Annotated in this window: 10 protein-coding genes; 2 read left to right on the top strand and 8 right to left on the bottom strand. The window is 60.7% G+C overall.

The window, feature by feature from the left end; translation table 11 throughout:
* Positions 1-1,275 (top strand): phosphopyruvate hydratase, encoded by a 1,275-nt coding sequence (gene eno / locus BUA94_RS14035; protein WP_073013964.1) that lies wholly within the window; start codon positions 1-3, stop codon positions 1,273-1,275.
* A 142-nt stretch (positions 1,276-1,417) separates the two neighbouring features.
* Here eno and BUA94_RS14030 read toward each other — a convergent pair whose 3' ends face one another.
* The 5 genes from BUA94_RS14030 to BUA94_RS14010 form a co-directional block, all read right to left on the bottom strand.
* Complete coding sequence (locus BUA94_RS14030; protein WP_073013963.1) at positions 1,418-1,936, bottom strand: YcxB family protein; 519 nt, start codon at positions 1,934-1,936, stop codon at positions 1,418-1,420.
* Positions 1,937-2,047: 111 nt separating this feature from the next.
* On the bottom strand, positions 2,048-2,731 hold the full coding sequence (locus BUA94_RS14025) for a DsbA family oxidoreductase (protein ID WP_073014375.1): 684 nt from the start codon (positions 2,729-2,731) through the stop codon (positions 2,048-2,050).
* 81 nt (positions 2,732-2,812) lie between these two features.
* A complete protein-coding gene (locus tag BUA94_RS14020; protein ID WP_208980104.1) occupies positions 2,813-3,994 on the bottom strand; it encodes a response regulator in 1,182 nt (393 codons plus the stop codon).
* A gap of 52 nt (positions 3,995-4,046) precedes the next feature.
* Positions 4,047-5,675 (bottom strand): class I adenylate-forming enzyme family protein, encoded by a 1,629-nt coding sequence (locus tag BUA94_RS14015; protein WP_073013962.1) that lies wholly within the window; start codon positions 5,673-5,675, stop codon positions 4,047-4,049.
* A 21-nt stretch (positions 5,676-5,696) separates the two neighbouring features.
* Positions 5,697-7,589, bottom strand: a complete 1,893-nt coding sequence (locus BUA94_RS14010) for an extracellular solute-binding protein (RefSeq protein WP_073013961.1) — start codon at positions 7,587-7,589, stop codon at positions 5,697-5,699.
* Between the two features lie 364 nt (positions 7,590-7,953).
* Between BUA94_RS14010 and BUA94_RS14005 the strand changes: the two genes are divergently transcribed.
* Positions 7,954-8,577: an invasion associated locus B family protein gene (locus BUA94_RS14005; RefSeq protein ID WP_073013960.1), complete on the top strand. Its 624-nt coding sequence runs from the start codon at positions 7,954-7,956 to the stop codon at positions 8,575-8,577.
* Between the two features lie 130 nt (positions 8,578-8,707).
* Here BUA94_RS14005 and BUA94_RS14000 read toward each other — a convergent pair whose 3' ends face one another.
* The 3 genes from BUA94_RS14000 to BUA94_RS13990 are packed head-to-tail and all read right to left on the bottom strand — an operon-like array spanning position 8,708 to position 13,088.
* The gene (locus BUA94_RS14000; RefSeq protein WP_073013959.1) at positions 8,708-10,417 is read right to left on the bottom strand and encodes an acyl-CoA dehydrogenase family protein; all 1,710 of its coding nucleotides are present in this window, start codon (positions 10,415-10,417) and stop codon (positions 8,708-8,710) included.
* A 29-nt stretch (positions 10,418-10,446) separates the two neighbouring features.
* Positions 10,447-11,208, bottom strand: a complete 762-nt coding sequence (locus BUA94_RS13995; protein WP_073013958.1) for an SDR family NAD(P)-dependent oxidoreductase — start codon at positions 11,206-11,208, stop codon at positions 10,447-10,449.
* Positions 11,208-13,088 carry a feruloyl-CoA synthase gene (locus BUA94_RS13990; RefSeq protein WP_073013957.1) on the bottom strand — a complete coding sequence of 627 codons (1,881 nt, stop codon included), beginning with the start codon at positions 13,086-13,088 and terminating at the stop codon, positions 11,208-11,210. The genes BUA94_RS13995 and BUA94_RS13990 overlap by 1 nt, the downstream gene beginning before the upstream one ends.
* Between the last annotated feature and the right edge of the window lie 56 nt (positions 13,089-13,144).

Raw genomic sequence — 13,144 nt, 5'->3', positions numbered from 1 at the left:
ATGACCGCAATCATCGACATCAAGGCCCGCGAGATCCTCGACAGCCGCGGCAACCCGACCGTCGAAGTGGACGTGTTTCTGGAAGACGGATCTTTCGGCCGTGCAGCCGTTCCGTCGGGTGCATCCACCGGTGCCCATGAAGCCGTGGAACTTCGCGACGGTGGCTCCCGCTACCTGGGCAAGGGCGTCGAGCAGGCTGTTGATGCCGTGAACGGCGAGATCTTCGAGACGGTTTCCGGCCTCGATGCGGAAGAGCAGCTCAAGATCGACCAGGCCATGATCGACCTGGACGGCACCGAGAACAAGGGCCGCCTTGGCGCCAATGCCATCCTCGGCGTTTCCTTGGCCGTCGCGCGTGCTGCTGCTCAGGCTTCCGGCCTGCCGCTTTACCGCTACGTTGGCGGCACGTCTGCCCGCACCCTGCCGGTTCCGATGATGAACATCATCAACGGCGGCGCTCATGCGGACAACCCGATCGACTTCCAGGAATTCATGATCATGCCGGTTGGCGCCTCCTCCCTGAAGGAAGCCGTCCGCATGGGGTCGGAAGTGTTCCACACCCTCAAGAAGGCCCTGAACGACGCTGGCCACAACACCAACGTCGGTGACGAAGGCGGCTTTGCTCCCAACCTGGAATCCACCGATGCTGCCATCGGCTTCGTGATGAAGGCGATCGAAAAGGCCGGTTACAAGCCGGGCGAAGACATGTTCCTCGCGCTCGATGCTGCTTCCACCGAATTCTTCAAGGATGGCAAGTACGTTCTGGCCGGTGAAGGCAAGACCCTGTCTCCGGAAGAAATGGCCAAGTACCTGGAAGACCTGGCTGCCCGTTACCCGATCATCTCGATCGAAGACGGTCTGGCTGAAGATGACTGGGCTGGCTGGAAGGCTGCGACCGACCTGTTCGGCTCCAAGTGCCAGCTCGTGGGCGACGACCTGTTCGTGACCAACTCCAAGCGCCTGCGCCGCGGGATCTCCGAAGGCATCGCCAACTCGATCCTGATCAAGGTCAACCAGATCGGCACCCTGTCCGAGACCCTGGACGCCGTCGAGACCGCCCACAAGGCCGGCTACACCGCTGTCATGTCTCACCGCTCCGGTGAAACCGAAGATGCGACCATTGCCGACCTCGCGGTTGCCACCAACTGCGGTCAGATCAAGACCGGCTCCCTGGCCCGTTCCGACCGGCTTGCCAAGTACAACCAGCTCATCCGCATCGAGGAAGAACTGGGCGCACAGGCAATCTACGCCGGCCGTTCGATCCTGCGCGGCTAATAGCAGGCACGCCGAAACCCTTCGCCCCTAATGGCGCAGGATATTGGCCCTGTCCGAAAACAGCAAAACCCCCGGGCCAAATCGGTCCGGGGGTTTTGTTTTTCAGGTATTTTCCGTGTACGTCACGAGCGGCGCAGGAAGATCAGGAAAAACGGAACCCTGTCCGCTCCTCGACAAAATGGGTGAAGGCTGTTTGCTCTTCTGCCGTTTTGAAGCAGCGTTTCGGAACAACGAACGCCTGACTGTTTATCCAGACAAGATAGCAGCTAGGGCTTTCCCCAAGCCCCTGAATTCCGGACCATTCCACCTTGTTGTAGATCGGTCCGGCTGTGACCTCGAAAAACGCTTCAGACAGGCGGAACTGAACATCATGTGTCTGAAAGACCGTGCGTTTGAACCTCTTTCTCAAGGCCAGAGGCGTCACGACATAGGTCAGCGTGAGCAGAAGCACGCCGAGCAGCCCGTTCAGAAAATAAAACCAGTCGAGAGGCTTGCCATTGCTGAGGCTCGTGCGAATGAGTGTGGCCGAAATGCCGAAATTGGCAAGGATGGCACCCCAGAAGATCAGTTGCCGCAGCCAGCGGCGCTTTATGCGGCGCTTGAAAGGATAGTAGATCGGTTGGACATAGTCTTCGAAGCGGTAGCGGATTTGAAATTCCATGGGTCCTCTAAGACATTGATCCCTTATGACATGGGGCCTCTATGATCTGGCCCCTGACATGCCTGTCGCCGATCATCTGAAATCGCAGAAAGGGGAGCTATCCTCTTGTAATTACAAGGGGGAGGGAGGCGCCTGCATCCCGTCGCCCGGACGGGTTTCTTCCGCATGGCGCAAGGCGGCGGCGAGCGTTTCTGCAGCCTCGGCACCGGAAACGGCGAAACGGCCATCGATAATGAAGAAGGGAACGCCGGTCACACCGATCTGCCGGGCCTTGGCGATCTGCTTGCGGGTTTTCTCCACGTCGGAATCCGTATCGAGAAGTTGCTCGACAAGGTCTTCTTCCAGCCCGACTTCCTTTGCGATCGAGATGAGCGTTTCGGCCTTTGTCAGGTCCTCTCCGTTGACGAAGAAGGCCTGGAACAGGCGCTCGACCATTTCCGTCTGCTTGCCTTCTGCCTTTGCCCAGAGGATCAGGCGGTGGGCGTCCAGCGTGTTCGGACTGATCTCGATCTTGTCGAAGGCAAAGTCGATGTTCTCTTCCGCGCCGATCTGTTCAATCCGGTCATGGATCGTTTCAATGCGGTCCGGGCCGAACTTGTCGAGCAGGTAGCGGCGGCGGTCCTTGCCTTCGAGCGGAATGGTCTCGTCAAGCTGATAGGGATGCCAGCGCACCTGCACGGATAGATCAGAAACCTGCGACAGGGCGGCCTCAAGCCGGCGCTTGCCGATGTAGCACCACGGGCACACGACATCGGAAACGATATCGACGGAAATCGGGGCAGGGGAAGACGTCATGATGGGTCCTTCGGCGGCAAACTCCGCCAATCTGATGGCTTGTCAGGCAGATACTAGCGCAACAGCACGCTCATCTCACCTTCAAAGCCTCGTGTGGCCGAGGATCGCGCTGATCCGGGATTTCAGTCTCTCGCAGCCTCTTTCGCTTTTGAGAACAGCGACGGGACCGAGATCACGGACGAAACAGACAAGATCTTCCTCGCGGCTGGTAGCATCGGCGATGGACAGCACCGTTCCGCAAAGGTCGGGCGCGATCATGCCGGTAAAGTCACCGCTCGGCGGAACATCGGGCAAAAGGCTGATCTGCCAGATCATCAATCCGCGGGCAGACAGGGCCTTTGCCGCCTGTTGGAGATAGCTGTCATAATCCCGGCGCTTGAGGCCTCCGGATTGCTGCTGCTGCATGAGCCACTTGCGGCTTTCAGCCAGAACCCGGTCAGCCAGCCGGCGCCGCTTGCCAAGGCGGATGGCCGCCGCCAGTCTCTGACGCAGCATGTCCTGGGAGAGCGGGGCGAGCAGCACGTCGTTTGCGCCAGCGTCATAGAAAATCGGAAGATCACTCTCGAAGCTTGTGACCGCCAGCACGGGAATCGACGCGAAGCGGGCATCCCGCCTGAGGCAGCGCAGGTTCTCGAGCACGTCATCAAATGCGCCATCGAGGATGACCGCATCGAACGCGCGCTGGGACAGATATTCCTCGCCCATGCGCTGATCGAAGGCACCGATCACGTCGACATTCTTCTGCCGCGCCTGCATCACATCCAGGAATCGTCCGCCGAAGCCGATCACCAGAAGGCCTCCGCGTCCGGAGATATGGGGCGCTGCGCCATATCCTGGAACCCTGCCGAAGACCAAGCGCCGAAGCCGGGCCTCTTCAGACCGGATCAACACCCGTTGCAGGTCACAGATCCGCTCGAACAGCGCGGTCTCTGAAATGCTCCTGTTCAGGATGGCGGAGGATTTCGGCTTGTCCGGTACGAGACAATCGCCTTCGCTGAAATAGATGACCGGCACGTCACTCGGCAGCGCGAGCAACTGGTTTGCCAGCCAGACAAGGAACTTGTCCCTGACGTCAGCCGGGATCTGTTCGGGATCGACCAAAACGGAGCTTGGAAGCGGAAAGGAAATGTCCTCATCCGCGGCAAAGGCTGTCAGAAGATCAACATCCGCTCCCAGGCCCGGAAGACCGCCAGTGGGAACAGGCGGCATGCAGCCCAGGAACCAGGTTGGTCCCTGCCAGAGAAATGAACTTTCAGAATCCATCGGGCGACACTATCCGTTTCGCGCAGCCACAGGAAGGTCTAGGGTCAGAACCCTAGGCTACCTGTGCAGACATGCGCTGCGTCCTCAACGTGAGACGCTCACGGTCAACAGATCCATCTTCCAGACGCGGCAGGCTCTGGAGAACCAGAACCCGGTGGGGAATCGCGGCCAGATCGACACCCTGCGCGTCCAGATAGGAATAGAAAGCGCGGGCATCGGGTACGGTTCCGGACGAGGGAACAAGAGCTGCAAAGATGCGGCTGCCGAGCACCTCGTCTTCAACCAGAAACGCAGCGGCTTCGCGCAAGCCCGGGAACCCTTTATAGGCCTCGTCCACCTGCTCCAGGTCGCCCACACCCTGGGCATAGACCCCGGGAATGCCGAAACCGAGAAGTCCATCGTCGTGGGTGAGCACCATGATGCCGGTCTCAAGGAATCCTTCGGCGTCCTTCTTGACCCGCTTGTGTTCCGGGATCGTTGGCCAGTCCGTGCCCGGCACGACGGCCCCCTTCACCAGAAGCGTTCCGGGATAATTCGCGGTAATGCCATCCTTCAGGCCGATCTCCAGAAGGGCTGCCCCGGGCTGGCATCCGTCAGGCCCCAGGGGCTTTCCCACCGGAACGGCCTCGACCTCCTCATGGGTGCGCTTCTTGGCGACGAGTGCATATTCATCGGCAATATGCAGGTCGATGAGGGGGTGGCGCGGGGTGAAACGTCCAGGCAACGGCGCGGCAATGTTCCAGGCGGCAATGATCGCGGCATCCTTGGAGGCAACGCCCCGGTCGAGGATCTGCGCCAGCGGTCCCGGTGCCAGAATGTAATCCGCAGACACAGAGTTCGCGTGACGGGCAAGACCGGGCAGGGACGTCGGATGATGGAGGTGCAGGGTGCCGCCGCACATCAGCCAGGGCGCAAGACCACCGCCAAGGCCGGTCAGCCCGCTCAGCGCATAGGGAACCAGAACGGACGCGCCTTCCTTGAGGCCCGTTTCGCTCATGATCATCTGAGCTGCCGCCATCCAGTGATTGTGACTGCGGGTGACAGCGACCGTATCCTTGGAAGACCGGCTCCAGGAAATGGTGGCGATATGATCGGAGGCTTCGTCACGGGGCTGCGGCAGAGGCGGCAGGTCATTGCCCATCTCCTCCAGCATCGGGCCGAGTTCGACCAAACCATCTGGCAGTTCATGGCCCAGCCCGAAGACGAAGCGCAGGCTGAACAACTCGCCAGCCACATCCCGCGCGGCATGGGCCATCATGCGCGTTTCCACCCGGTCAGCAGCAATGAAGCCCTTGGCACCAATGGAATTCAGCGCGCTCAGAACATTCTTCTGGCGCCAGTGAAGCGGCAGCGGCGAGACGATCAGTCCTGCGCGCAAGGCTCCAAGGAAGGCCAGAACCGTGTCCACCGTGTTCGGGGACTGGATGCCCAGAACGAAATCGGGCTGCATCCCCACCGCGCCATAAAAGGCTGCAAGGCGGTCGATCTCCCGGTCCGCCTCGGCATAGGTCAGACTGCGGGGCGTGCCGCCGGTCCAGTCGGGGCGGTCCGGAGAATCCACCATTGCGACCCGGTTTGGATGAGCGGCAGCTGTGGCGGCGAACAGGCTGTCCAGGGTCGCATCGCCCCAGATGCCGGCCTGCCGGTAGGTTTCCGCCTGCTTGTCGGTGATCACTTTCATCGCGTCAGATCCCGTATCCGGTCATTTGCCAGCTGCCTCGGCAGACCACCAGGTATCAAAGGAATTGCCATAGAGAGAGAAAGTCTCCGGCGGCTGAACCTTGTTGGCCCAGTAGCCGATCCATTCATCCGGCAAATGGTGCAGGGGAACCGCATAGGCTCCCGAAATCAGAACCCGGTCGAGCGCACGCACGGCCGCCAGGAAATCTTCCTGCGTGCGTGCCGCAACGATAGCATCAATCAGGGCGTCGATGGCAGGATTATGCGCCCCGACGAAATTGAACGAACCTTCCGCATCGGCGGAGGCGCTGGACCAGCGGCCATATTGCTCGCTGCCCGGCGAAAGCGACGAGATCCAGGTGTTGAACACCATGTCGAAATGTCGTTTGGTGCGGCGATCCTCGAACTGGGAGGGGTCGACGGCGCGAACGGAGATCTCGATGCCGAGCGCCTTGAGCGTGCGGGCATAGACCAGCGCCAGCTTCTCCTCATCCTCGTTCTTGGTCATGATCTCGAAGGTCAGCGGCTTGCCGCTTGCCAGATTGATCATCTTGCCGTCCTTGATGTCATATCCGGCGGACTTGAAGGCGTCCAAAGCCTGACGCATCACCTTGCGGTCACGTCCGGTGCCATCGGCCTGAACCGGACGCCAGCTGCCGTCCATCACCTCCGGGGTAACCGCGTCCGGGAAGGGAGCAAGCAATGCCTTCTCACGGTCGTCGGCCGGACGGCCAATGGAAGAGAGAATCGAATTGTCCCAATATCCGGCCGTCCGCCTGTAGAGGCCGTGATACATGTTCCGGTTCACCCACTCGAAATCATAGAGCATGGCGAGCGCTCGGCGCAGGCGCACATCCTGGAACACGTCCTGACGGGTGTTGAAGGCAATGCCTTGCGTATTGGCCGGAATGCCAAGTTCGATGGAAAGCTGCTTGACCCGGCCATCCTTGGCGGCGGGAAAGTCAAAGCCTGTGGCCCAGCGGGTCGGGTCGCCGAACTTCAGCGCATCGATCAGGCCCTTCTTGAAGGCCTCCTGAAGCGTTGTCTCGTCACGGAAATACTCGACCCGAATCTCATCGAAATTGTCGAAGCCGGCCTTTACCGGCAGATCCTTTGCCCAGTAGTCCGGGTTTTTCTTCAGAACCGTGCGCTTGCCCGGGTCAATCTCCGAAAAGACATAGGGACCCGACCCAACCAGCGGCTTGAGAGAGGACTTGTCGAAGTTTTCCGCATCCGTCGCGGCCTTCGAAAAGACCGGAGCCAGCGCAATCAGCAAGGGCAGTTCCCGGTTGTTGCCGTTCTCAAACACCAGGCGGATGGTCCGTTCAGCGGGAAATTCCTTGCGGACGATCTGCTTGTACCAGTTGCGGAACGGCGGACGGCCCTTGTCGCGGATAATGTCGAGAGAGAACGCCACATCCTCGACGGTCACGGGCGTTCCGTCGGAAAATGCCGCCTTGGGATTGAGGGTAAACTCGATCCACTCCCGGCTGTCAGGCATGCGCACGCTTTCTGCCAGCAAGCCATAGAGCGTGAAAGGCTCCCCGTAGGAGCGCATCATCAGGCTTTCCAGCACGTTGTTGCCGAACTCCCGCTCCCGCATGCCGCGGGCACTGGTCCAGCCCCCCTGGATGATGAAGGAGTTCATGCTGTCAAACGTGCCCTGAACGCCAAGCGTCAGAATTCCGCCCTTGGGGGCATCCGGATTGGCAAAGGGCAGGGATGTGAACCCGGGCGACAGCTCCGGTTCTCCATGCATGGCGATCGCCGGAACGGATGGCACGTCCGCGTCCTGCGCCCAAACGTCATGGCCATTCAACGGAGCCAGGACCAGCGCCGCGCCCAGGACGGGCGCAACGGACCGGGCAGTCATGCCCAACCGGAACAGAAAACGGGTAATGGCGGTACGGGTCATGGTCTGGGGCTCAGTCTGCAGGTGCTCGGTCCGGGGCTCACATCCGGCTTTGATTCTCGAACAATGTTAACACAAGGGCCAATCTGCTGCCCCAGTCGCTTCAAACCAAACCTTGATTATGCAACACTGAGGACAAGATATTGACTTCGCGAGGTTAGACAGGGCAGTTGGAACTGCTTTGTAAAAGGTGATTTGAAAACACACACGTTGAAAGCGTTAGCGTTGCAATTCCGCCACCCTCTTGCCCTATTCATCATTCAACGGTGCGCCGGGCAACAAACCGCCGGTTCTGGCTCTTGAAGTTGAAGCGTGAATGCAGCAGAACGGCGTTAGGTTCGCGGACGAACGTTTGAGGAAGGTTCGAATGACGAGTTTTTTCAAAAGAGGATTGATCGGCTGTGCGTTTGCCGCACTGGCAATCTCCTCTTCGGTGACCGGCGCAGCTGCGCAGAGTGAAGGGGAAGAATCTCCCTGGATCAAGGTCTGTAACGTCGACCCCAAGGTCAACAAGCAGATCTGCCTCATCACGCAGGAGCTTCGCACCAACACCGGCCAGTTCCTGGCTTCTGTTGCCCTTCGCGAAATCGAAGGGGAAGCACGCAAGACCCTTCTGATCGCCGTCCCGCCGGGAATGCTGATCCAGCCGGGCCTGCGCGTACAGGTTGATGCCGGCAAGCAGACCGAAGGCAAGTACGGCATCTGCTTCCCGAACGCATGCTATTCCGAACTGGTCGTTGACGATGCCTTTATCGGCACGCTCAAGGCTGGCGGCAAGCTCGTTCTGACCACCTTGAACCAGCAGGCAAAGCCGATTCCGATGGAATTGACCCTCGCCGGCTTCACCAAGGTCTATACGGGCGCTCCGACCGACGTTGCAGAACTGCAGCGCAAGCAGGAAGAGCTCCAGAACGAACTGCAGCGCCGCGCTGACGAAGCCCGTCAGAAGCTGATCGACGCTCAGAAGGGCACCGACGGCAAGCCGCAGTAATCTGCACAGCCAGAGGCCTGTCTCACAACGAAACGCCGTCCGAAAGGACGGCGTTTTTGTTTGTGCCCGGCATCGCAAAGTTTGACTGGTGGAACCGGCAGAATTCTGAGGCCAAACGGTCCCACTCCTGTCAGGCTGGTGGAAACGCCGTCTCGAACAGATCGTCCAGATTGCCTGAGGCGGAGCGGCACTTGCCTGCGTGAAGAGAGAACTCTCCGGAAAGCTGTTCCAGCCGGTAGCGGCCAAGGGCTGCCAGACGCGGTTGGCCATGAAGCCTGGTAAGGCGCCATGCGTTGAGCGCAGAAACAGCGATCCAGCCAGCCCTGAGATATGGTTCAGCCGCATACTCGCCTGCGCGGGCGTTGCCGGTCTTGAGGCCGTCCATTTCGGCACTCAAGCACTCGAAGTCTTGAAGCAATGCATCAAGCAACTGCCCGCAACCATCTGAAGATGCGAACTGATTCGATTCGTTCCGCGCTGAGGCAAGAAAGCTCTTGAGCCCGGCCCCGTCTTCCCGCCACAGACGGCGCATGAGGAAGTCCTGTGCCTGCATGCCGGTGGTGCCTTCATAGATCGCCAGCACCCGGCTGTCGCGCAGCACCTGTTCGACCGGCCATTCACGGGTATAGCCCGCACCGCCGAGAACCTGCATGGCTGCACTTGCGGTCTCGAACGCGGTTTCTGCACCGAAGGTCTTGATCATCGGCAAGGTGAAGGCAGCTTGCGCCTCCAGTGCTGCGCGGGCTTGCGGGGCCGGTTCAAGCCCGATCCTGTCCAGAAGCAGGGCCAGATCCAGCACGGCCATATGCAAGGTGGCGGCCTTGGAGGACAGATCCATGACCTGGCGGCGCACATCGCCGTGCGCGGCAATCGGGAGGGGCTGTCCCTTCGGATCACCGCCCTGGCAGCGGTCCTTGATATAGCCGGCGGCAATATCGGCCACACTGAGAGAAAGACCGAGCCCCTGAGCGCCCGTCTGAAGACGCATGAACTCCATCATGGTGAAAAGCTGGGCCAGACCGCGCCCTTCCTCGCCAATCAGGATGGCTTCCGCGCCTTCGAACTGCATGGCACAGGTGGGGGAGCCGTGAAGGCCCATCTTTTCTTCCAGCCGCTCAATGACGATGGCGTTGCGGCGGCCGTCTTCAAGAGTATCCGGGACAAGGAACAGACTGAGCCCACGGGTGCCGGGAGCATCGCTCGTGCGGGCGAGAAGACAATGGCCAAGGCGGCTGGCCATGTCATGATCCCCGAAGGAGATCCAGATCTTCTGACCGGTGATCCTCCAGATCCCCTCCCGCTTTTCCCCTCGTGTACGGATGCGGCCAACATCGGATCCGGCATCCGGCTCGGAAATGCAGATGGTCGCGGCTGAATGACCCGAGCAGAGCGCAGGCACCCAGTCAGCGCGCACCGCATCGTCTGCATGCGCTGCGAGAAGATGGCTGGCCGCACGGCTTGAACCGGCCAGCATCATCAGCGAGGTGCAGCCCCGGTCGAACAGCATTTGCGCAGCCGTGTGAAGCACCACCGGCAGCCCCTGGCCACCGAGGTCTTCTGCCACGTCCATGCCGATCCAGCCATCGTTTGCCAGCGCCTGATAGGCCTCGGCAAAACCTTGCGGGGCGCTCACCCGGCCAGAGACCAGCTGGCAGCCCTGCACATCGGCCTTGCCATTGACCGGTGCCAGCCTGCCTTCTGCAAACCTTGCGGCCTCCGACAGGATTGCCTCGACGGTCTCCCGGTCCAGATCCGGACGTGCTGCCTGAAGTGCAGCCCAGCCAGGCAAGGCAGCCAAAAGCGCGGCAGAGGTTTGAGCCTGGTGCTGAAATCCGGTCATGGGCAGACGTCTTCGATCGCTTGAGGGAATTACTTCGGCTGAAGGCGCACGCCGCCATCAAGGCGGATGACTTCGCCGTTGATGTAGCCATTGGTGATCACGAAACGCACCGCATCGGCAAACTCGGCTGGATCGCCCAGGCGGGCGGGGCAGGGAATGCTGGCTGCCAGACTTTGCTGCGCCTCGTCCGGCAGCTCCGCCAGAAGAGGCGTCAGAAAGATGCCGGGAGCGATGGTGTTGACCCTGATGCCGAACCGGGCAAGTTCCCGGGCGGCGGGCAGGGCCAGAGAGGTGATGCCTCCCTTGGACGCCGCATAGGCGGCCTGACCGATCTGGCCATCAAAGGCTGCCACCGAGGCCGTATTGACGATGACGCCCCGCGCATTGTCCGCAACCGGATCCTGTTCGGCCATGTGAGCGGACGCGAGCCGCAGCATGTTGAAGGTGCCGATCAGATTGACCCTGATGACCCGTTCGAAATCGGCGAGAGGCATGGCTCCCTCCCGTCCGACGATCCGCTTCGCCGTCCCGATGCCGGCGCAATTGACGAGGATCCGCACCGGACCCTTCTGATCCGCCAGCGCAGCGATTGCCCTGGACGCATCTGCTTCACTGGTGACGTCCCCAGTCAGGGCCACTCCGCCAATGTCTCCGGCCACGCGGGCTGCCGCTTCGCCATTGCGGTCAAAGACACCGACATGTGCGCCACGGCTGGCGAGCAGCCGGGCCGTCGCCTCGCCAAGGCCCGATCCGCCGCCGGTCACAAGAGCTGTGGTTCCCTCAATCTGCATCAGGCTCTTCCTTGCTGTTCCGGCAAGACCACACCGGTTCCATCTGCATAAAGCCGGTCAACCAGTTCCGCCCGGTGAGCAAGGATGGCTCTCTGGTTGAGGGAGCCCTTGTCCGTCACTTCACCCCGGTCAAAGGACGGCTCTGAATCAAGGAAGATCAAACGGGTGATCCGTGTTGCAGACCCCGTCGCCTTGCGGCCATGAGCGCCGAGGCGCAGGGCCAGTTCCGCCAATAGTTTGGGATGGGTCAATGCCTCGGCATCGGAAGAGGGACAGTCATTGCCCAACAGCGCTCTCACCGCAGGCATGGCCGGGAGGATCAAGGCCCCCAATTCCTCATGGTTCTCACCGGTGATCACACAATCCCGGATCAATCCGCCAAGATCGTTGACGAGCGTTGCCCGCAGCGCACCGACGGCAACCCAGGTGCCGGTCTGGAGCTTGAAGTTCTCCGCAATGCGGCCATCGAAATAAAAGCCTTTCGAGGGATCACCCGGCACGGCATAGCGCAAGGCATCGCCGAGGCAATAATAGCCTTCGTCATCGAAGGCCTTCGCGGTCAGTTCCGGATTGCGCCAGTAGCCAGGCGTGATGTTCGGTCCCTTGAGCCGGGCCTCCAGCTTGCCGCCATTGGGAACCAGCTTCAGGGTAATGCCCTGCGAGGGAATGCCCACATTACCTGGAGAGACCTGCGTTTCAGTAATGGCGAGCGAGAAAGGTGCCGTTTCGGTCGCCCCGAGCCCGGTCACCAGATTGACCGGATAGCCGACGGTTCTGGTCGACAGGGCAATCAGGTCATCCCAGGTATGCTGGGCCATTCCGGCCCCCGCATACATCATCATCTTGAGATTCTTGAAGAAGCTTTCGCGCAGCTGGTCATCACTTTCCATGGCATGGATCAGCATTTCGTAGCCGGATGGCACGTTGAAATACCAGGTTGGCGAGACCTCCCGCAGGTTCTTCAATGTTTCGGCAATGCCCTTGGGGGTCGGCTTGCCTTCATCGATGTAATAGGTGCCACCATGGTAGATCGCCATGTTGAAGACCTTGTTGCCGCTGGCAACATGATTCCAGGGCGCCCAGTCGACGATCACGGGCGGCTCTTCCGTCAGGAAGGCGTAGCAATCGGCGACCATCGCCTGGTTCGCGCACATCATCCTCTGGGTCTGGATCACGGCCTTGGGAGAGCCTGTGGTGCCAGACGTGAAGAGGAATTTGGCGACTGTGTCCGGTCCCACCCTTGAGGCTGCCAGGTCGACCGCATCGGTCGGTTCTGTTGCAAGCAACTCGCTGAAGGATATCGTCGGACGTCCCGAAAACTGGCCATCCCCGGCAATGGCGGCAACAGACCCGTCGAAGATCGTGGAAACTGCTCGGTCATACCCCCCAGCCTTGTCGGCAAAGACTGCACCGGGGGTGATTTGCGCCGTAATGTCCTTGAGCTTGGCAAAGTCCTCGGAGACAAGCGCATAGGCGGGGGCAACGGCTGCGGAGGGAATGCCGACATGTTGGGCAGCCAGCGCGATCAAGGCATGTTCAATGGAGTTCCCGGACAGGATCAGGACGGGATGATCAGGCCCCAGGCCCAGATTCATGAGGCCTTGAGCTAGAGAGCGGACCAGCTTCAACGCTTCGCCGTAGGAAACCCTGCGCCAGCTTCCGTCCTTGGCCCGTGCTGCGATCCAGGTCCGTTCCGGCGTGGTCCTGGCCCAGTGCTCCAGGCGCTCTGTCATGCGGTCGGGGTAAGCCGCGAGCTCATCGGCGCGCCAGACATAGGTTGCGCCATTTGCCCTTGTTTCCCAGCGAATCTCGGGGGTCCAGGTCGAAACCTTGCCCGCGGCCCGTGATCCATTGCCTGCCGGCTGTGCTGCCGTGACCATCACTCGTCCTCCCGAATGTGCGGTTTCGCGCACGAATGCGGATATGCCAGCACACT

Origin of the sequence: Roseibium suaedae, from assembly GCF_900142725.1 — a bacterium.
Lineage (GTDB): Bacteria > Pseudomonadota > Alphaproteobacteria > Rhizobiales > Stappiaceae > Roseibium > Roseibium suaedae.
This window is presented reverse-complemented; position numbering and strand designations above follow the sequence as displayed.

Bases quoted from the DNA above. Each gene is read 5' to 3' on its own strand.
- BUA94_RS14010 (WP_073013961.1), bottom strand. From the start codon at position 7,589: ATGACCCGTACCGCCATTACCCGTTTTCTGTTCCGGTTGGGCATGACT.
- eno (WP_073013964.1), top strand. From the start codon at position 1: ATGACCGCAATCATCGACATCAAGGCCCGCGAGATCCTCGACAGCCGC.
- BUA94_RS14000 (WP_073013959.1), bottom strand. From the start codon at position 10,417: ATGACCGGATTTCAGCACCAGGCTCAAACCTCTGCCGCGCTTTTGGCT.
- BUA94_RS13995 (WP_073013958.1), bottom strand. From the start codon at position 11,208: ATGCAGATTGAGGGAACCACAGCTCTTGTGACCGGCGGCGGATCGGGC.
- BUA94_RS14005 (WP_073013960.1), top strand. From the start codon at position 7,954: ATGACGAGTTTTTTCAAAAGAGGATTGATCGGCTGTGCGTTTGCCGCA.
- BUA94_RS14015 (WP_073013962.1), bottom strand. From the start codon at position 5,675: ATGAAAGTGATCACCGACAAGCAGGCGGAAACCTACCGGCAGGCCGGC.
- BUA94_RS13990 (WP_073013957.1), bottom strand. From the start codon at position 13,088: ATGGTCACGGCAGCACAGCCGGCAGGCAATGGATCACGGGCCGCGGGC.
- BUA94_RS14025 (WP_073014375.1), bottom strand. From the start codon at position 2,731: ATGACGTCTTCCCCTGCCCCGATTTCCGTCGATATCGTTTCCGATGTC.
- BUA94_RS14030 (WP_073013963.1), bottom strand. From the start codon at position 1,936: ATGGAATTTCAAATCCGCTACCGCTTCGAAGACTATGTCCAACCGATC.
- BUA94_RS14020 (WP_208980104.1), bottom strand. From the start codon at position 3,994: ATGGATTCTGAAAGTTCATTTCTCTGGCAGGGACCAACCTGGTTCCTG.